17 protein-coding genes are annotated in these 17,695 nt (G+C 70.4%); 12 read left to right on the plus strand and 5 right to left on the minus strand.

The features are described from left to right. Nucleotides 1-227 precede the first annotated feature (227 nt). Nucleotides 228-1,469 carry a selenium metabolism membrane protein YedE/FdhT gene (yedE, locus tag ACFOPH_RS02105; RefSeq protein WP_312552783.1) on the plus strand — a complete coding sequence of 414 codons (1,242 nt, stop codon included), beginning with the start codon at nucleotides 228-230 and terminating at the stop codon, nucleotides 1,467-1,469. Continuing rightward, on the plus strand, nucleotides 1,466-1,705 hold the full coding sequence (yedF, locus tag ACFOPH_RS02110) for a sulfurtransferase-like selenium metabolism protein YedF (protein WP_312552785.1): 240 nt from the start codon (nucleotides 1,466-1,468) through the stop codon (nucleotides 1,703-1,705). The genes yedE and yedF overlap by 4 nt, the downstream gene beginning before the upstream one ends. A gap of 41 nt (nucleotides 1,706-1,746) precedes the next feature. On the opposite strand, the gene ACFOPH_RS02115 is transcribed toward yedF, so the two are convergent. Together ACFOPH_RS02115 and ACFOPH_RS02120 are read right to left on the minus strand one after the other, a co-directional pair. After that, on the minus strand, nucleotides 1,747-2,658 hold the full coding sequence (locus ACFOPH_RS02115; protein ID WP_379733158.1) for a DUF2145 domain-containing protein: 912 nt from the start codon (nucleotides 2,656-2,658) through the stop codon (nucleotides 1,747-1,749). Next, on the minus strand, nucleotides 2,658-3,116 hold the full coding sequence (locus ACFOPH_RS02120) for a hypothetical protein (RefSeq protein ID WP_312552789.1): 459 nt from the start codon (nucleotides 3,114-3,116) through the stop codon (nucleotides 2,658-2,660). The genes ACFOPH_RS02115 and ACFOPH_RS02120 overlap by 1 nt, the downstream gene beginning before the upstream one ends. 333 nt (nucleotides 3,117-3,449) lie before the next feature. Between ACFOPH_RS02120 and ACFOPH_RS02125 the strand changes: the two genes are divergently transcribed. The 7 genes from ACFOPH_RS02125 to ACFOPH_RS02155 all read left to right on the plus strand — a co-directional run bounded on the left by ACFOPH_RS02125 (nucleotide 3,450) and on the right by ACFOPH_RS02155 (nucleotide 9,344). Beyond that, nucleotides 3,450-3,980, plus strand: a complete 531-nt coding sequence (locus tag ACFOPH_RS02125) for a twin-arginine translocation signal domain-containing protein (RefSeq protein WP_379733160.1) — start codon at nucleotides 3,450-3,452, stop codon at nucleotides 3,978-3,980. 10 nt (nucleotides 3,981-3,990) lie between these two features. Beyond that, a complete protein-coding gene (locus ACFOPH_RS02130) occupies nucleotides 3,991-5,634 on the plus strand; it encodes a GMC family oxidoreductase N-terminal domain-containing protein (RefSeq protein ID WP_379733162.1) in 1,644 nt (547 codons plus the stop codon). 31 nt (nucleotides 5,635-5,665) lie between these two features. After that, on the plus strand, nucleotides 5,666-6,607 hold the full coding sequence (locus tag ACFOPH_RS02135) for an esterase/lipase family protein (protein WP_379733164.1): 942 nt from the start codon (nucleotides 5,666-5,668) through the stop codon (nucleotides 6,605-6,607). A 45-nt stretch (nucleotides 6,608-6,652) separates the two neighbouring features. After that, complete coding sequence (locus tag ACFOPH_RS02140; protein WP_379733166.1) at nucleotides 6,653-7,393, plus strand: response regulator; 741 nt, start codon at nucleotides 6,653-6,655, stop codon at nucleotides 7,391-7,393. Between the two features lie 55 nt (nucleotides 7,394-7,448). After that, the gene (locus tag ACFOPH_RS02145) at nucleotides 7,449-7,925 is read left to right on the plus strand and encodes a phasin family protein (protein ID WP_312553638.1); all 477 of its coding nucleotides are present in this window, start codon (nucleotides 7,449-7,451) and stop codon (nucleotides 7,923-7,925) included. Nucleotides 7,926-8,001: 76 nt separating this feature from the next. After that, nucleotides 8,002-8,691 (plus strand): TetR/AcrR family transcriptional regulator, encoded by a 690-nt coding sequence (locus ACFOPH_RS02150; RefSeq protein ID WP_312553640.1) that lies wholly within the window; start codon nucleotides 8,002-8,004, stop codon nucleotides 8,689-8,691. Between the two features lie 98 nt (nucleotides 8,692-8,789). Continuing rightward, nucleotides 8,790-9,344: an LOG family protein gene (locus ACFOPH_RS02155; RefSeq protein ID WP_312553643.1), complete on the plus strand. Its 555-nt coding sequence runs from the start codon at nucleotides 8,790-8,792 to the stop codon at nucleotides 9,342-9,344. Nucleotides 9,345-9,718: 374 nt separating this feature from the next. On the opposite strand, the gene ACFOPH_RS02160 is transcribed toward ACFOPH_RS02155, so the two are convergent. The 3 genes from ACFOPH_RS02160 to ACFOPH_RS02170 are packed head-to-tail and all read right to left on the minus strand — an operon-like array spanning nucleotide 9,719 to nucleotide 14,251. Beyond that, nucleotides 9,719-12,529, minus strand: coding sequence for a bifunctional diguanylate cyclase/phosphodiesterase (locus ACFOPH_RS02160; RefSeq protein WP_379733168.1), 2,811 nt, complete (start codon nucleotides 12,527-12,529; stop codon nucleotides 9,719-9,721). A gap of 8 nt (nucleotides 12,530-12,537) precedes the next feature. Further along, on the minus strand, nucleotides 12,538-12,978 hold the full coding sequence (locus ACFOPH_RS02165; protein WP_379733170.1) for a phosphate ABC transporter substrate-binding protein: 441 nt from the start codon (nucleotides 12,976-12,978) through the stop codon (nucleotides 12,538-12,540). A gap of 7 nt (nucleotides 12,979-12,985) precedes the next feature. Continuing rightward, nucleotides 12,986-14,251 carry a hypothetical protein gene (locus tag ACFOPH_RS02170; RefSeq protein ID WP_379733172.1) on the minus strand — a complete coding sequence of 422 codons (1,266 nt, stop codon included), beginning with the start codon at nucleotides 14,249-14,251 and terminating at the stop codon, nucleotides 12,986-12,988. Nucleotides 14,252-14,748: 497 nt separating this feature from the next. On the opposite strand from ACFOPH_RS02170, the gene ACFOPH_RS02175 reads away from it, so the two are divergent. The 3 genes from ACFOPH_RS02175 (at nucleotide 14,749) to ACFOPH_RS02185 (ending at nucleotide 17,693) form a co-directional block, all read left to right on the plus strand. Beyond that, nucleotides 14,749-15,102, plus strand: a complete 354-nt coding sequence (locus ACFOPH_RS02175) for a hypothetical protein (protein ID WP_379733174.1) — start codon at nucleotides 14,749-14,751, stop codon at nucleotides 15,100-15,102. A gap of 82 nt (nucleotides 15,103-15,184) precedes the next feature. Continuing rightward, nucleotides 15,185-16,465: a TolC family protein gene (locus ACFOPH_RS02180; RefSeq protein ID WP_379733176.1), complete on the plus strand. Its 1,281-nt coding sequence runs from the start codon at nucleotides 15,185-15,187 to the stop codon at nucleotides 16,463-16,465. Between the two features lie 7 nt (nucleotides 16,466-16,472). After that, complete coding sequence (locus tag ACFOPH_RS02185; protein ID WP_379733178.1) at nucleotides 16,473-17,693, plus strand: efflux RND transporter periplasmic adaptor subunit; 1,221 nt, start codon at nucleotides 16,473-16,475, stop codon at nucleotides 17,691-17,693. The last annotated feature ends 2 nt before the right edge of the window (nucleotides 17,694-17,695 follow it).

Genomic DNA, 17,695 nt, shown 5'->3' on the forward strand with positions numbered 1-17,695 from the left:
ACCGGGTTCGAGACCGGGGAAGTCAACATCCTGCGCGGGAGCGCTCACCAGGGTCCTCGACCTCAAGCGCTGATCGGGCGGCGGATTTGTTGCCAGTTGCACATATTTTTTGTGCTTAATGGCGTTGGCCTCTGGATGTTGAATGCCGTGGGCGGTATGCTGTCGCCCCTCGCCGGGGCGCGGCAGGCGCCGCATGCCCGGCTCGTTCAGCAAGGAGTCCGTTGCACATGCATTGGCAAAATTTCAAACAACAATACCTGGTCCGCTTCTGGTCGCCGTTCTCGGCGGTGATCGCCGCGGGCATCCTCTCCACCTATTACTTCGGCATCACCGGCACCTTCTGGGCCGTGACCGGCGAATTCACGCGCTGGGGCGGCCATCTGCTGCAGTTCGCCGGCATGCACCCGGAGACCTGGGCCTATTTCAAGGTCATTGGCCTGCAGGGCACGCCGCTCGACCGCGTCGACGGCGTGATGATCCTCGGGATGTTCGCCGGCTGCCTGTCGGCCGCGCTCTGGGCAAACAACATCAAGCTGCGCATGCCGCAGCACCGGGTGCGCATCTTCCAGGCCGTGCTCGGCGGGATCATCGCCGGCTTCGGCGCGCGCATGGCGATGGGTTGCAACCTGGCCGCCTTCTTCACGGGCATCCCCCAGTTCTCCCTGCACGCCTGGTTCTTCGCGCTGGCCACCGCGGCCGGGTCCTGGTTCGGCGCCCGCTTCAGCATGCTGCCGGTATTTCGCGTGCCGGTGAAGCTGCAGCGCGTGCATGCCGTCCAGCCCCTGCGTCAGCAGGAAGGCCAGGCGCGGCGCCGCTTCCGGCTGGGCATGCTGATCTTCGTCGCCTTCGTATGCTGGGCCCTGGCCCTGACCTTCGACGCGCCGAAGCTGGGCATCGCGGCGCTGTTCGGCGTCGGCTTCGGGCTGATCATCGAGCGCGCCCAGGTCTGCTTCACCTCGGCCTTCCGCGATCTCTGGCTGACCGGACGCACCCAGATGGCGAAAGCGATCATCGTCGGCATGGCCGTCAGCACCATCGGCATCTACAGCTACGTCCAGCTGGGCGTGGCGCCGAAGATCCTGTGGGCGGGCCCGAACGCCGTCATCGGCGGCCTGCTGTTCGGCTTCGGCATCGTCCTGGCCGGCGGCTGCGAGACCGGCTGGATGTACCGCGCGGTCGAGGGCCAGGTGCATTACTGGTGGGTGGGGCTGGGCAACATCGTCGGCGCGACCCTGCTTGCGGCCTGGTGGGAAGACCTGACGCCCTTCCTCGTCGACGACTTCGAGAAGGTCAACCTGCTGGCGCGCCTGGGACCCCAGGGCGGCCTGATGGCCACCTACGCCGGGCTGGCGCTGTCGATGCTGGCCGTGCTCTGGTGGGAAAAGCGCTTCTTCGCGCGCAAGCAAGCGCAGCAGGAAGCAAACCAACAAGCGGATCAACGACCCGCACTGGCAAAGGAAACCGCATGAACAAGCCTGTCTACACGCCCACCTACCGCCTCGACATGATGGGCGAGCCCTGCCCGTATCCGGCGATCGCCACGCTGGAGGCCTTGCCCCAGCTGCAGCCGGGCGAGATCCTCGAGGTGGTGTCGGATTGCCCGCAGTCGATCAACAATATTCCACTCGACGCCCGCAACCACGGTTACGAAGTGCTGGAGATCGAGCAGGACGGCCCGACGATCCGCTACCTGATCCGCCGCTAGGGAATCCATGCCGCCCCAGGCTCATGGCGGGGCGGCCAGGTTTATCGATCGAGCGCGATCACCTCGTCGCCCGGCGCCGGCCTGCAGTCCGCGCCCAGCGGCTCCCATCCCCGCCGCACGACGATGCGCTCGCGGTCGTGGCACAGTTCCACGCGCTGCGTTGCCGGCGCCTCGCGGCGCACGAAGTCGGCGATCGCGTCCGGCACGCTCACGTGCAGGGCAAGCGCATGCAGGTCCTCGACCGGGTGGTCGTTCAGGTGCACCAGCGGCACGAACTGGCCGGCGAACATCAGCAGGTGGGAAGGAATCCTGACCGGACCGGCCGTGTAGCCCTGGGCGCGCAGCCAGTCCTGGGCCGCCTTGCGCGTCTCCGCACCGGCGCTTGCGTGGGCGCCGAGGGCACCCCAGGCGCCGGCCAGCAGTTCGGCCACCCAGCCGTTGCAGTTCTGGTAGCGGGTGCCGAAGGCATAGGCGTTGGCGCTGTACTGGCCGGCCAGCAGCGACAGCGCCAGCGGCTTGTCCAGCGCCGCCCGGGCCAGCGGCGCGCTTTTTTCATCGGGCAGGAACAGCAGCGCGATGTGGCCGCGCTCGGGCGCATCGGCGCCCAGCGCAAAGCCGGCCACGCCCTGGTCGAACAGGCGCGGACGCGATTCGTCGCAGGCGTAATACAGCTGGCGTACCGCCCAGACGCCGCCGGGGCTGTCCTTCACGGCGATGCCGGCGTGCGAGTACAGCAGGCCGAAACGGGACAGGTCGACGCCGGCGCGCGCGACCAGGGCAACCCGCTGGCCCGAGCGTTCGAGCTCGGACTTCACCGCGCCGGCGAAGCGCAGCACGCGGTCCTGGTCGGCCGCGGTGACTTCGCGCGGCCGCTCGCAGAAGGTGGGCAGGCCGGCCCAGGCACTGCCGGCAGCGCACAGGCCAAGCGCGGCGGCCGCGGCGCGCAGGAACATCAGATCGCGACTTTATGCGAGCCCAGTTCGCGGTACCAGTCGTCCTGCAGGGCCAGGAAGAAGGGACGCCCGTCGTCGGCGTGGGCGAATTCGTAGCCGTAGACGCGCTCGTTGACGCGCACCAGTTCGCCCGCGTTCACGCGGCGTTCGGCCAGCGCGCGGTTCGGCACGTCGAGGTAGAACTCGCGGGTCGGGCCGGCGGCGGTGGCGCGCAGGGTCATGCGGGTCGTGTCGGGCTTGGCCGGCGCCTGGGCGATGTCGATGACGCGGTAGTCGCCGGCGGCCACGCGGTCGTCGCCGCTCGAGCTGTTGCTCGACGCACCGATCGAATCGGAAATGCTGGCCGAGGACGCCGAGCCCGCGCTCGAGGCGGCGGAAGAGGTGCTGTCGGCGTGGGCCGGCAGGGCGCAGGCGGCGGCGAAGAGGGCCAGGCTAATGGCGCGGGAGAGGGTGGTCATGGTCATGTGCGTCTTTCGTGGTCGAGCTGAATGCGCGTATGGTACAAGGGCCGGACGCTGCTGAGAAGGCGAACCTGCGCCGCTTGTCTGATTGTTCAGACGGTGTGCCATGTGCATGTGCGATGGTTTGGCGATCACGCCGCGTGTGCGCCGCGCATGCGTCCAATCACGCCTGTTGTCATGCAAATAATATTTGCATCCCGAGCCTCCGATGCAAACGGTATTTGCGTCGTTGCCATCCATGCCATCTTTTCGACGACGCCCTCTAGTGCCCGGGCGTCTTGCCTTCCTTGCTTTGTCGTACACTAGGAAAATAACAACAAGGATGTAACGATGGAGACTAGCCGCAGATCCTTCCTGAAGGCGGGCGCACTGGCCGCGCTCGTCCTGGCCGCCGGCGGCGGCATCTACCGCGCCAGCCAGGCGCCCAGCCCGCAGCGCTTCGTGCTCGACGGCGAGGCCCGCGCGGCGCTGGGCGCCATCGTGCCCGCGATCCTGGCCGGCGCCTTGCCGGCCGATCCGGCCAGTGCGGCCGAACGCACGTCCGCGCTCGCCGCCAGCATCGAGGGCGTGCACGCCGCCATCGCCAACCTGCCGCTGGCCGTGCAGCAGGAAGTGCAGGACCTGTTCGGGCTGCTCGCGCTGGCGCCTGCGCGGCGCCTGCTGACCGGCATTTCCGGCGGCTGGAGCGAGGCCCGCGAGAGCGAGGTCGCGGCCTTCCTGCAGGACTGGCGCACCCATCGTTTCGCCCTGCTGCGCACCGCCTACTCGGCGCTGCACGACCTGGTGCTGGGCGCCTGGTATGCCCAGCCGGCCAGCTGGGCCGCGATCGGCTATCCCGGCCCTTTGAGAGAACTGTCCTGAGGAACCGGCCATGAAAGAACAAACCATGCACGCCGGCGCCGGCATCATCCCCGACCCGGTCAGGGAGGGCACCGCGCGCGGCTGGCACATCGTCGACGCCGCGGCGCTGGAAACGGACCGCACGCTGGAGGCCGACGTCGTCATCGTCGGCAGCGGCGCCGGCGGCGGCGTGACGGCCGAGATCCTGGCGCTGGCGGGCCTGAAGGTGCTGATCGTGGAGGAGGGCGCGCTGCGTTCCTCGAGCGACTTCAAGATGCGCGAGGCCGACGCCTACCCTGCGCTCTACCAGGAATCGGCCGCGCGCCAGACGCTCGACAAGGGCGTCAAGATCCTGCAGGGCCGCACCGTGGGCGGCTCGACCACCGTCAACTGGACCTCGAGCTTCCGCACGCCCACGGCCACGCTCGACTACTGGCGCACCAACTTCGCGCTGGCCGGCTACGACATCGAAACCATGTCGCGCTGGTTCGCCGTGATGGAAGGCCGCCTGAACGTGGGCGACTGGCAGGCGGCGCCGAACGAGAACAACGACCTGCTCAAGCGCGGCGCCGACAAGCTCGGGATCCCGTCCGGCTACATCCGCCGCAACGTGCGCGGCTGCTGGAACCTCGGCTATTGCGGCATGGGCTGCCCGACCAACGCCAAGCAGTCGATGCTGGTCACCACCATTCCCTCGGCCCTCGACCATGGCGCGGTGCTGGTCACGCGCGCCCGCGCCGAACGCTTCGTGTTCCAGGGCGAGCGCGCCGACGAGCTGCTGTGCACCGCCCTGCAGGCCGATGGCGTGGCGCCCAGCGGCCGCCTGCTCCGCCTGCGCGCGAAGCATTTCGTCGTCGCCGGCGGCGCCATCAATTCGCCGGCGCTGCTGATGCGCTCGAACGCGCCCGATCCCCGGGGCCTGCTCGGCAAGCGCACCTTCCTGCATCCCACCCTGATCTCGGCCGGCATCTTCCCGCAGCGGGTGGACGCCTGGGCCGGCGCGCCGCAGACCGTGTATTCCGACCACTTCCTGCACACCGCGCCGATCGACGGCCCGATCGGCTACAAGCTCGAAGCGCCGCCGCTGCACCCGGTGCTGCTGTCGACCACCATGAACGGCTTCGGCCAGGATCACGCCGCCATGATGCGTCAGTTCCCGCACATCCAGGGCATGCTGGCGCTGCTGCGCGACGGCTTCCACGCCGACTCGCCGGGCGGCACGGTCCAGCTCAAGGACGGCGCCGCCGTGCTCGACTACCCGCTGAACGGCTTCCTGTGGGACGGCGCGCGGCGCGCGCTGCTCACCATGGCCGAGATCCAGTTCGCCGCCGGCGCCGCCGGCGTGCGTCCGGCGCACGAGAGCGCGCGCGTCTACGCCAGCTGGGCCGAGGCGAAGCGCGAGATCGCCGCACTGCCGCAGCGGCTGCACCTGACGCGCGTGGCCTCGGCCCACGTGATGGGCGGCTGCACCATGTCGGGCGACGAGCGCCTGGGCGTGACCACGCCCGACGGCCGCTACCGCGGCATCGCCAACCTGTCGGTGCACGACGGCTCGCTGTTCCCGACTTCCATCGGCGCCAACCCGCAGCTGTCGATCTACGGCATGAGCGCGCGCCTGGCCAGCGGCCTGGCGCTGGAACTGACAGGGCGGCCGGCGCCGCGCCTGCCGGGCTGACACGCCCGGCCGACACGCTGGGGATGAGACGATGAGCGCGCGGCAGATGACCCGGCTGGTGCTGCTGGTCCAGGCGCTGGCCGCGCTGGCGATCGCCCTGGCCAGCTGGCGCTGGGGCGGGGCGGCGCCCTGGCAGGCGGCGGCGCTGGGCCTGGGCAGCGTGGTGCTGGTGCGCCTCCTGATCAACATGAACAACTTCCTGCTCAGCGCCATCTTCGCCAGTCCGACGCCGGCCGAGTACCGCGTGAAGCCCGGCGCCTTCCTGCGCATGCTGGGCGCCGAGTTCCGCGCCAGCATGCTCGCCACCTCCTGGTTCATGCCGCGCGCCACCTCCTGCCTGCGCGTCCATCCGGATGCGCGCGCGGTGCCGGTCCTGCTGGTGCACGGCTACGGCTGCAACGGCGGCTACTGGGCCCGGTTCGGCCAGCGCCTGGAGCGCGAGCGCATCAGCCATGCGACCGTCGACCTGCTGCCGCTGGCCGGCGACATCGACGGCTACGTGCCGCTGGTCGAGCGCGCGGTCGAGGAGCTGCGCGCGGCCACCGGCGCCGGGCGGGTGGCGATCGTGGCGCACAGCATGGGCGGCCTGGTGGCGCGCGCCTGGATGCGCAAGCACGGCACGGCACGGCTGGCGCGCCTGCTGACGCTCGGCACGCCGCATTTCGGCACCGGGCTGGCGCGTTTCGGCCTGGGCGTGAACGCGCGCCAGATGGCACGCCGCGGCGAGGCCGCCAGCGCCTGGCTGCGCGCGCTGGCCGACAGCGAGGGGCCGGAACAGCGGGCCCTGGTCACCTCGATCTTTTCGCACCACGACAACATCGTCTCGCCCCAGACCTCGAGCCACTTGCCGGGCGCGCGCAACATCGCCTTCGGCGGCGTCGGCCACGTCGCGCTGGGCCTGGACGCGCGCGTGCTGGATGCCGTCGTCGGCGAGCTGGCCGCGCTTACCGCCGGCGATCCGCAACAGGCATAATACGCAGTCCTGTTACGGCCAGTAACGACAACCCCCGGAGCCCAGGTGGCGGCACGCATCCACATCATCGACGACGATCCCGGCGCCTTCGCCGCCATAACGCGCCTGCTGCGCGAACGCGGCCACACGGTCGCCACCGGCGCGCACGACCCCGTGCCGCCCGACCTGGTGCTGTGCGCCGCCCGCCACGCCGGCGCCTGGCTGGCGGAAAGCGGACGCGAAGGCGGGGGCACGGCGCCGCACGTGCTGCTGGTCGTCCTGGTCGAGCGCGCCGACAGCGCCCGGCGCGACGCCTTGCTCGGCGCCGGCGCCGACGGCTACATCGCGCTGCCGTTCGAACCCGCCAGCTTCGCCGACGAGGTCGAGGCCTTCCTGGCGCCGGCCGCGCCCGCTCCCGAGCCCGCGCCGGCCGTGCTGCTGGTCGACGACGACGCCTTCATGCTCGACGTACTGGCCGACCTGGTCGAGCAGCAGGGCTGGCGCGTGCTGGCCGCGTCCTCGGGCGAACAGGCGCTGGCGATCCTCGCGCGCACGCCGGTGGCGCTGGTCGTGAGCGACCATTTCATGCCGGGCATGCACGGCGCGGCGCTGCTGGCGCAGGTACAGCGCCTGTACCCGGACACGGTGCGCATCCTGCTGTCGGGCCAGGAGGACGAGGCCGAGATCGCCGCGGCGCTGCGCAGCGGCGCCGCCCACCGCTTCCATGCCAAGCCCTGGCGTGGCGACGTCCTGATGGCGGCGCTACGGGAAGCGGTCGCGCTGCAGCGCACGCGCACCGGCGTTTAGAATCCGCTTTCTAGCGTGCGCTCCTAGAATAGGGGGACACGGAAACGAGGAAGCAATGAACAAGAAGATCGAGGACCTGGAGCAGGAAGAGGAAGCACTGGCGCGCGCGGTGCGCAGCTCGGCGCAGCAGATCTGGCAGGCGGGCCTGGGCGCGTTTGCCAAGGCCCAGCAGGAAGGCGGGCGCGAATTCACGCGCCTGGTGCGCGACGGCACCGAACTGCAGAAGCGCGCGCGCAAGGTCGAGGACGCGACCGACACGGTGGCGCGCAAGGCCGAGCGTGCGAGCCGCCGCTCGTCCGGCACCTGGGGCAAGCTGGAACAGGTGTTCGAGGAACGCGTGGCGCGCGCCCTGGCCGCGATCGACGTGCCGGCACGCAGCGAGATCGAGGCGCTGAACCACCGCATCGACGAACTGGAACGCATGCTGGCCGAGCTCAGCGTCGCCAGGCCGAAGGCGACGCCGAAAAAGCCGGCGGCGAAGAAGGCGGCAAGCCGGACCAGGCCACGCGCGGCGGGCGGCGATGCGGCGTGACCGGCCCGGGCCGGCAGTGTCGCCGGGGTGGCGTTCGATGTTATGCTTGCGGGTGACACCATAAAGACCGCCTTCCATGCTACAAAAAGCTCCACGTCGCACCCGTGAACGCATCCTCGAGCTCTCGCTCAGGCTGTTCAACGAGTTCGGCGAGCCGAACATCACGACCACCGTCATTGCCGAGGAGATGAATATCTCGCCCGGCAACCTGTACTACCACTTCCGCAACAAGGACGACATCGTCAACTCGATCTTCGTCCAGTTCGAGGCCGAGATCGAGCGTATCCTCACTGTGCCGGCGGGACGGCGCTCGAACATGGAAGACGTGTGGCTTTACCTGCACCTGATGTTCGAGCTGATCTGGCGCTACCGCTTCTTCTACCGCGACCTGAACGACCTGCTGTCGCGCAATCGCAAGCTCGAACTGCACTTCAAGGCCATCCTCGCGCACAAGATCAAGGTCGCGCGCCAGCTCTGCGAAGACCTGCGCAGCGAAGGCTCGCTCGACGCCGGCGACCAGCAGATCGGCGCGATGGCGACCAACATGGTGGTGGTCGCCACCTACTGGCTGTCCTACGAATACGTGCGCAATCCGCGCAAGTACAGCGAGCAGCAGGCGATCGCCGACGCGCTCGCGCGCGGCTGCTACCAGGTGCTGTCGATGCTCGGCCCCTACCTGCGCGGCGACACCCGGCTGCTGTTCGAGAAGCTGGCCGAGGAATACTTGAAAAAACTTCCCGAAGAAGGCCGCGACCCCAGCGCCTGAGTCGACCCCGCATGGCGGCGTTGCGCCGTCTCGCCGTACTTACCCACTGTCTTCGGCGGCGCGCCTTGCTCAAGCGCTGAATTACGATCGGAATACATATGAAATCAATTGCCGTCTACTGCGGCGCCTCGAACGGCGCCAAGCCCATCTACGCCGACGCGGCGCGCCTCTTGGCGCGGGCGCTGGTCGAACACAACATCGCCCTGGTCTACGGCGGCGGCAAGGTCGGCCTGATGGGCGTGATCGCCGACGAAGTGCTGCGCCTGGGCGGCGAAGCGACCGGCGTGATCCCGCGCGCCCTGGTCGAGCGCGAGGTCGGCCACGCCGGCCTGACGCGCCTGTTCGTGGTCAAGGACATGCACGAGCGCAAAGCCATGATGGCCGACCTGGCCGAGGGCTTCATCGCCATGCCGGGCGGCTTCGGCACGCTGGAGGAACTGTTCGAGATGGTGACCTGGGCCCAGCTCGGCATCCACGCCAAGCCGATCGGCCTGTTGAACACCGAAGGCTTCTACGACGGCCTGGCGGCCTTTGCGCGCCACCAGGAGCAGGAAGGCTTCGTGCGCACTGCGCACGTGGACCTGATGCAGATCGACGCGGATGCCGAGGCGCTGGTAAAGCGCCTGCGTTCGCTGGCAGGCCCCGCGGTATGACGTAGGGTGGGCACCCCGTGCCCACGCGTGACGGACGCTTCCGCGGTACGCTGCGGCGACCTGTCGCTCGCAAGCTGTGCGCCGGCCAAACACGTCGAATCAACGGGTTGGATCCTTCTCGCTGCCGGAAAGCGACGGCACGGCCGCGGATCATCGATACGCGTGACGGGTGGCTCCGGAGTACGCTGCGGCGACCTGTCGCTCGCCAGCTTTGAGCCGGCCAGGAACGTCGAATCGACGGGCTGGATCTTGCACGCTCCCGGAAAGCGGCGGCACGGCCGCCAGTCATCGATACGCACGTAACGCGTGGGCACAGGGTGCCCACCCTACGGCTTGTATTCCGGTTCGATTCCAGCCGGGGGAATGCCCGCCGTTCAGGCGTGCAAGGCGAGCGGAACGGCAGCCGCCTGCCGTTCCGGCGCCACCGCCAGGCTCCCGCAATACCCCGGCTGCGGCACGTGCAGCGCAACCATCCGTGCGATGTCGGCGGCCGGCACCGGCCGGCTGAACAGGTAGCCCTGCATCTCGTCGCACGCGTTCTCGCGCAGGAACCGGCACTGCTGCTCGGTCTCGACGCCTTCGGCGATCACCTTCAGGTTCAGCTTGTGGCCGAGCGAGATCACCGCCAGCGCGATCGCCTGGTCGTCCGGGTTGTCGGCCAGTTCGCTCACAAAGCTCTTGTCGATCTTCAGGCGGCTGATCGGGAAACTCTTCAGCGCCGACAGGCTCGAGTAGCCGGTGCCGAAGTCGTCGATCGACAGCGACACGCCCATCGCCTTCAGCTCGCGCATGGTGGCGACCGACTTGTGCAGGTCGCGCATGAGCAGGCTTTCGGTCACTTCGAGTTCCAACAGCGCCGGCGGCAGGCCTGAATCGACCAGCGCGGCGGCAACCCGGTCGGCCAGGCGCGCTTCCTCGAACTGGCGCGCCGAGACGTTGACCGACACCGCGATCGGTCCCAGCCCGGCTTCGCGCCAGGCCTGGGCCTGGCGGCAGGCGCTGCGCACCACCCACTCGCCGATCGGCACGATCAGGCCGCTTTCCTCGGCCAGGGCGATGAAGCGCTGCGGCGGCACCATGCCGTGTTCCGGATGGCGCCAGCGGATCAGCGCCTCGGCGCCGAAGATGCGGCCGCTCTTCAGGTCGACCTTCGGCTGGTACAGCAGGTGGAAGCCATTGTCGGCCGCGCCGCCGCCGTCGCCGAGCGTGGCCTGCACCGCCTGGCGCAGGCCGTCGAGCAGCACCAGTTTTTCCTCGACGCTGGCGTTCATCTCGCGCGCGTAGAACTGGAAATTGTTGCTGCCCAGGTCCTTGGCGCGGTACATCGCGGCGTCGGCGTTCATCAAGAGGGCGCTGGCGTCCATCCCGTCGCGCGGGTACATCACCACGCCCATGCTGCAGCTGACCTGCACCGCCTGGCCGGCCACCTGCACCGGCTCGGTGACGGCGACCCGGATCTTCTCCAGCAGCGGCGCCAGCGCCGCCGGGTCGGTACCCTGGTCGGGCAGCAGGATGACGAATTCGTCGCCGCCGAAGCGCGCCAGGGTGTCGCTGCGGCGCAGGCAGGCGCCCATGCGGCGGCTGACCACCTTCAGCAGTTCGTCGCCGGCCTTGTGGCCGAGGCCGTCGTTGACCAGCTTGAAGCCGTCGAGGTCGACAAAGGCGAGGGCGACGCCTTCGCCGTTGCGCGCGGCCTTCCTGATCGCCTGGTCGATCCGGTCGTGCATCAGGTTGCGGTTCGGCAGGCCGGTCAGCTCGTCGTGGTGCGCCATGTGGAAGATGCGTTCCTCGGCCAGCTTGCGCTCGGTGATGTCGCGCACGATCGCCACCACGCCGTCCTCGACCGCCACGACCTGGCGGTGCAGCCAGCGGCCCTGGGCGGACGGCGCGTGCGCCTGCCACTCGCCTTCGCGCGGCTGGCCGGTGGTCGTCACCAGCGCCAGGTCCGCGAAGATGCCGTTGTTGCGGAAGTGGGGCAGCAGCTCGCACAGGCGCTGGCCGCACAGCACCTCGTTGCCCATGCCGAAGATGGCTTCGGTCGCCGAGTTGGCGGCCTCGATCTCGAAGTCGAGCACCGCGCCGCGCAGGTCGCGCACGCTGCGCATCACCACGAAGGCATCCAGGCTGCCCTCGGAGGCGGCGGCGTAGGTTTCCTGGGCGCGGCGCGCGCGGCGGCGCGCCTTGGCCAGTTGCCAGGACCACGCCGAGACCACCGCGGCCACCGCCAGCAGCAGGGCGCTGGCCGCGGCTGCCCCCAGCAGCCGGTTGCGGCGCTGGCGCTCGAAAGGCGCGAACTGTTCGTCCCGCGCCAGGCCGACCACGACCGCCAGCGGAAAGCCGTGCAGGCGGCGCACGCCGGTATGGCGCGCCAGCCCGTCGGGCGCGCCGCGGCGCAGCATGACCGCGTCCCGCCCCGCCTGGCCGAGCTCGATGCGCTGGCCCCAGCTGACCTGGTCGCCGATGCGCAGCGCGCGCATCACGCCGTCGGTGCCGGCCAGGCCCAGCAGCCCGTGCTCGCCGTCGCGCGCATGCTCGTAGGCGCTGGTGAAATAGTCCGGCTCGACCTCGACGATGGCGATGCCCGCGAAGCGGCCGGCGTCGTCGTCGATGCGGCGCGTGAAGTGCAGGTGCGGCGCAGGCTTGACGGCGTCGCCGACGGTCGTGCCGACGAAGGGCTGGCCGTCGTCGTTGTCGCGGTGGTAGAGGAAATAGGCGGCGTTCGAGACGTCGAGCGCGCCTTCTGCCGCGCCGTCGTCGGGATTCCTCGCGACCACGCGCCCCCGGCTGTCGGCGATCGCGACCACGAACACCAGGCCGGGCGGCAGCAGGCCCTGTTCGCGCAGGGCCGGCAGGGCGCCCTGCGCGCCCTTCAGCTCGACCGCGTACTTGAGCACCTTCAGGGTCTGGTCGATGCCGTTCAGGCTGCGCGCCATCTGCGCCTCGTAGGTGTCGAGGCGTTCGCGCGTGGCGGCTTCGGCGGCGATGCCCGCGGCGCGCCGTTCCGCGTCGATGAACTGCAGCGTCAGTGGCCACAGGATGGCGACCAGCAGCAGCGCGAACAGGGGCAGGGCGACGTGGGTCTCGAGTCCGCGCCCGAGCCAGCGCAGCAGGCGGCTTCGGCGTGCCGGGCGCGCTTCCGGCGACGGGGCCGCTGTCTTCATGGCGTCCTTCATGGAGTCGTTCATGGCGTCGTTCATGGCACCAGCAGCACCGGGCGCACGCTGGGGTCGAGCGCATCGCGCTCGATATAGCCGATCAGTTCGGGGTCCTCGGCGACGGCGCGGCGCACGGCGGCGTTGCCCTGCAGTTCGCGCGGCGGCTGGCCGCGGCCGGTGAACACCATCTTCGACCAGTGCGCCTTGAGCAGGGCCGGGGTCTTGCCGGCGACGCGCAGGTAGAACTGCCGGCGTTCCTCGGAATCGAGCGGCTGGTCGACGGCGGTGGCGATCGCGCCGCCGGGAAAGCGCGCGCTCTGGCCGAGGAAGATCGCGGCCACCTGCGCCGGAGCGAGCGCCTCGACGGCGCTGCGGGCGGAGACGATCACCACCAGGTCGGCGCCCTGGCATGCGGTGCAGGCCAGGGCGAGCAGCGCGGCGGCGAGCAGCCGTGGACGGGAAATGCGGAAAATGGGCATGGCCGCCTCAGAACACGACGTCGAGCGTGGCGCTGGTGACCTGTGCCGTGCGGCCGGAGCGGAACCCCGGTCCAAGGTTCATCATCGTGCCGCGCGAGCCGGCGCGTGGCGTCACCCGGTCGTACTGCAGCTTGAGGGCGAGGTTCTGGCCGGCGTCCCAGCGCAGGCCGAGGGTCGCGGTCGATTGCGAGGGAATCGCGCGCAGCATGGTGTCGACGCTGGCGTTCAGGACGGCGCCGGCCTGGGCGTAGGCCGGCGGCAGGCCGTCCAGCGCCAGCGCGTGCGGACCAACGGGCCGCTTGCCCCAGATGCGGGCATAGCCGAGGTAGGGCGTCAACGCGCCGTGGCGGTAGCCGGCGCTCGCGTAGGCCGAATCGGAGGTGCCGAGGTAGGCGTCGACGGCGTAGTGGCCGGCTTCGGCCAGCACGAACCATTGCCCCGGATCGTAGTTCAGGCCGATGCTGGTGCCGGTGGCGCGCTTGCGCTCCACGGCCAGCCTGCCGGCAAGCGCCTTGCCCTGCGCGCCGTAGCTGCGCAGGCCGTCGAACAGCTCGGGGAACAGCGTGATCGTCAGGCGCGTGGTGATGAAGGAGGCGCGCACGCTGAAGTCGCCGCGCTCGATCGTCTGCGACAGGCCGGCGATGCCGCTGCCGCGCAGGCGCGCGCCGGCGTAGAGCGGCACGTCGGTGTGGCCGGCAAAGACCTGGGTGGTGCTGCGGACGGCGTCGCCGTTCCAGCGCCAGGTGAGGTCGGCGCCGTCGCTGTTCGACAGCGGAATCGCGCCGTAGATTTCGACCGGGGTGCGCGCCCAGGGATAGGCGTAGCCCACCTTGCGGTAGTCGGCGGCGACGAACATCGGCAGCGCGATGCGGCCGAAGCGCAGCGCCAGCTCGGGCGTGGCCTGGTACTTGATGTTGGCCCATTCGACCCGCGGCCGGTAGCTGTAGTCGAGGTGTTGTTCGCTCACCACCTGCAGCACCGCCGACCAGCGCGGTGCGAGCCGCAGGTCGGCCTGGAGCCCGAGCTTGCTGTCGACCTGGGGGCTCCATGCGTTCGAACGGCCGGCACCGCTGGCCTTCATCGCCGACGAGCTGTAGTCGGCATGGCGCTCGCTGGAATGGGCGAGGCCGAGGGTGCCAAAGCCGGACAGCTTCCAGCCCGGCGTGGCGTCGCCGGCGGCGGCGCCGCTCGTGCCCAGGACCAGCAACAGGGCCGGCAGACGCGCGCGCAGGGCAGCGCGCGCCGCTTTGCCGGAAATAGGGTAGGAAACCATGGTGTCAAAATCGTCAGGAGGTGCCCGCGGCCGCGCGGGCGGCGGAGGAAGCGGTGTGTCATTGCCGGCCGACCGAGGTCGTGCGCCAGGCGCGGCAGCGACTTTAGCGAACGGCGCATTGAAAGTCGATGAATTTACGTGAGGAAATTAAGAGGCCTTCCTCTAGCGTTGCGTCGTGGCAACGAGCGTTATCTGCATGGCATCTTCGCGCCTGGCGCCGGGATCTGCAGGATGCGGCCCGCTACCCGCCCTACATCGCCAGCTCGGGCTAGGGAAGCACTGATTTATTCATGGCGGCGGCCTCGACCACGAGAAAACGCGTCCTGCTGCGTTGTAAATCCTCGCGATACCCCGGTATCGCTCCGGTTTACGCCTTGCCGGACACATTTTTCGTGTCCGATTCCTGCGCCAGAATAGATCAGTGCTTCCTTAGCGGGTATGATGGCGGGATTGGCTGTCATCCCGACAAGCTTCTTTCCGATTCCGATCACGAACCGATGCGCCGCTGGATCCTCATCATGCTGCTGGTGGTCTATCCCTTCCAGGTTGCCCTGGCAGTGGCCGACCGCTGCTGCGTGACGACGCCGGCCGGCGTCACCCACCACGTCGCCGCCGGCCAGGACGCGTTTGCCGCCCAGCCGGCATTCGTGGTCGACGACGGCGTCTCCCTGCTGGCCGATCCGCATTGCGCCGCCTGCACCCTCGGGCACAGCGTCGGCCTTCCTTCCGAAGCGCCGGCTTTCCCGGGCAGCGAGCGCCAGTCCGGCGCCGTCGCAACCCCATCCACCATCCTGGCGCCGCCTCCGCTGGCGCGTCCCGAACGTCCGAAATGGCCTGCCGCGCTTGACTAGCGCGCGCAGTCCTTCCGTTTGCGGGCCGACGCGGCCCGCTTCCCACCTGCGCGCCTGAACCACATTTCATTCAGGAGCAAACATGAGCACTTACCACAGGCGGCTGTCCGTCCTGCTGGTCGTGTCGGCATTGGCGTTCGGCGGCAGTTCAGCCGCTGCGCCCCTGCACGGCGCGGCGGCCGGCACAGCCCAGGCCCTCGACCTGCAGTCGGCGATCCGGCTCGCGCTGGCGCAGCCGCGCCTGCGCGCCGCCGGCCACGAGGCGGCGGCATCCGAGGCCGCCATCGACCAGGCGGGACGCTATCCGAACCCGACCCTGGAATACCTGCGCGAAGGCGAACAGGCCGGCACCAGGACCACCACCATCCAGATCAACCAGCCGATCGAACTGGGCGGCAAGCGCCGCGCCAGGGTCGCGCTGGCCGAGGGCGAGGCCGCGCTCGCGCGCAGCGACCTGGCCGCCCTGCGCCAGGAGGTGCGCGCCGAGGTCATCGCCGCCTTCTACGGCGTGCTGGCGGCGCGCGAGCGCCAGGAGCTGGCGTCCCAGCTCGCCGCGCTGGCCGAGCGCAGCGTCGACGTCGCCGCGCGCCAGGTGGCGGCCGGCAAGGTGCCGCCGATCGACGCCACCCGCGCGCGCCTGGCGGCGCTGGAGGCCAGGACCGAACTGAACACGGCCGGCGCCGAACTGGCCCTGGCCCGCACCCGGCTCGGCGCCCTGGTCGGCAGGCCGGGCGATGCGCTGGAACTTGCGACGCAGTCGGACGAGGCGCTGCCCCGGCTGGCGCCCTTGCCGGTGCTGTTGGCGAGGGCCGCCGAGGCGGCGCCGGTGCGGCGCGCACGCGCCGCCCTGGCCGCCCAGGACGCCCAGGCCCAGGTCGAGCGCGCGGCGCGGGTTCCCGATGTGACGCTGTCGGTCGGCAGCCAGCGCGCGGACGAGGTCGGGCGGCGCCAGGCCGTGCTCGGACTGTCGGTGCCGCTGCCGCTGTTCGACCGCAACAGCGGCCGCCTGGGCGCCGCCCTGCGCCGCACCGACAAGGCGCGCGAGGAGCTGGCCGCGGCCGAGACCGCGGCGGCGGCGGAACTCGGCGCCGCCCATGTCCGCTTCCAGGTCGCGAGCCAGGAAGCCGCGCTGCTGCGCGAGGAAGCGATTCCCGACGCCAGGTCCAGCCATGCGCTGACCCTGAAGGGTTTCGAACACGGCAAGTTCGGCTTGCTGGACGTGCTCGACGCCCAGCGCACCCTGGCCCAGGTCCAGGCCCGCCAGTGGAATGCGCAGCTGGCCGCCTGGCAGGCCTATGCCGACATTGCGCGCCTGGCCGGCGCCGCCACCGACAACGAGCAGACGAACAAGACAGAAGATTGAGAAGACCATGAACAGGAAACAGATGATCTGGATTGCGCTGATGTGCGCGATCGCCGCCATCCTTGCCGCGCTGCTGCTGTGGCGCCAGCCGGCCGCGCCGGCAGGCGGGGAGAAAGAGGGCCGAGCCAACCACTCCGCCCACCAGGATTCGCACGGCCACGACGACCGCCACCCCGAACCGCAGGCGGGGGCGGGCGAGGACGAGGACATCGCGATGAGCGCGGCCCAGCTGCGCGCCAACGGCATCGCGCTCGACCAGGCCGGGCCCGCGCGCATCCGCGAACACCTGCACCTGCCGGCCCAGGTCAAGGTGAATGCCGAACGCAGCGTGGCGCTGGCCGCGCCGGCGCCGGGCATCGTGGAGTCGGTGCCGGTGTCGGTCGGCAGCGCGGTGAAGAAGGGCCAGGCCCTGGCCGTGGTGCGCAGCCCGGCGGTCGCCGGTTGGCGCGCCGACCATGCCGGCGCACGTTCGCGGCTGGCGCTGGCGCGCAGCGTCTACGAGCGCGAGCGCAGCCTGTGGGAGCAGGGGATCTCGGCGCGCCAGGACATGGAGGCCGCCCAGGCCGCGCTGAAGGAGGCCGAGATCGCCACCGGCGCGGCGGCCCAGCGCCTCGCGGCCCTCGGCATCGCCGCGCACGACGGGGTATCAAGCAGCGTCGCCGTACGCGCTCCCTTCGACGGCGTGGTGGTGGACAAGCCGGCCGTCGCCGGCCAGGCGGTCGCCGAGACCGCGTCGTTGCTGACGGTGGCGGACCTGTCCCAGGTCTGGATCGAGGCCGCGGTGCCGGGCGCCAGCCTGGCCCAGGTCATGCCGGGGATGCCGGCCCAGGTCAGCATCGCGGCCCAGCCCGGCGAGCTGGCCGGCAGCGTCTCGTTTGTCGGACCGGTGCTGGGCGAAGCCACGCGCATGGCCACGGCGAGGGTGACGCTGCCGAATCCCGGCCTGCGCCTGCGCCCCGGCATGCTGGCCACGGTCGACATCCTGGGCGAGGAGGCCCAGGTGCCGGTGACGGTCGCGAGCGACGCCATCCAGCTGGTCCACGAACGCAGCGTGGTGTTCGTGCGCACGGCACACGGCTTCCAGGCCCGGCAGGTCACGCCCGGACGCACGGACGGCAAGCGCACCGAGATCCTGAAAGGCCTGGAGGCCGGAACGGCGTACGCGAGCAGCGGCGGATTCCTCTTGAAGGCGGAGCTCGGCAAGGGCGAAGCCGAGCACGCGCACTGAAG

It is taken from the genome of Massilia haematophila, from assembly GCF_042647645.1.
GTDB lineage: Bacteria > Pseudomonadota > Gammaproteobacteria > Burkholderiales > Burkholderiaceae_D > Telluria > Telluria haematophila.

Bases quoted from the DNA above. Each gene is read 5' to 3' on its own strand.
- ACFOPH_RS02165 (WP_379733170.1), bottom strand. From the start codon at position 12,978: ATGCCCATTTTCCGCATTTCCCGTCCACGGCTGCTCGCCGCCGCGCTG.
- ACFOPH_RS02180 (WP_379733176.1), top strand. From the start codon at position 15,185: ATGAGCACTTACCACAGGCGGCTGTCCGTCCTGCTGGTCGTGTCGGCA.
- ACFOPH_RS02125 (WP_379733160.1), top strand. From the start codon at position 3,450: ATGGAGACTAGCCGCAGATCCTTCCTGAAGGCGGGCGCACTGGCCGCG.
- ACFOPH_RS02130 (WP_379733162.1), top strand. From the start codon at position 3,991: ATGAAAGAACAAACCATGCACGCCGGCGCCGGCATCATCCCCGACCCG.
- ACFOPH_RS02160 (WP_379733168.1), bottom strand. From the start codon at position 12,529: ATGAACGACTCCATGAAGGACGCCATGAAGACAGCGGCCCCGTCGCCG.
- ACFOPH_RS02120 (WP_312552789.1), bottom strand. From the start codon at position 3,116: ATGACCACCCTCTCCCGCGCCATTAGCCTGGCCCTCTTCGCCGCCGCC.
- ACFOPH_RS02115 (WP_379733158.1), bottom strand. From the start codon at position 2,658: ATGTTCCTGCGCGCCGCGGCCGCCGCGCTTGGCCTGTGCGCTGCCGGC.
- ACFOPH_RS02170 (WP_379733172.1), bottom strand. From the start codon at position 14,251: ATGGTTTCCTACCCTATTTCCGGCAAAGCGGCGCGCGCTGCCCTGCGC.
- ACFOPH_RS02155 (WP_312553643.1), top strand. From the start codon at position 8,790: ATGAAATCAATTGCCGTCTACTGCGGCGCCTCGAACGGCGCCAAGCCC.
- yedE (WP_312552783.1), top strand. From the start codon at position 228: ATGCATTGGCAAAATTTCAAACAACAATACCTGGTCCGCTTCTGGTCG.
- ACFOPH_RS02145 (WP_312553638.1), top strand. From the start codon at position 7,449: ATGAACAAGAAGATCGAGGACCTGGAGCAGGAAGAGGAAGCACTGGCG.
- ACFOPH_RS02175 (WP_379733174.1), top strand. From the start codon at position 14,749: ATGCGCCGCTGGATCCTCATCATGCTGCTGGTGGTCTATCCCTTCCAG.
- yedF (WP_312552785.1), top strand. From the start codon at position 1,466: ATGAACAAGCCTGTCTACACGCCCACCTACCGCCTCGACATGATGGGC.
- ACFOPH_RS02150 (WP_312553640.1), top strand. From the start codon at position 8,002: ATGCTACAAAAAGCTCCACGTCGCACCCGTGAACGCATCCTCGAGCTC.
- ACFOPH_RS02135 (WP_379733164.1), top strand. From the start codon at position 5,666: ATGAGCGCGCGGCAGATGACCCGGCTGGTGCTGCTGGTCCAGGCGCTG.
- ACFOPH_RS02185 (WP_379733178.1), top strand. From the start codon at position 16,473: ATGAACAGGAAACAGATGATCTGGATTGCGCTGATGTGCGCGATCGCC.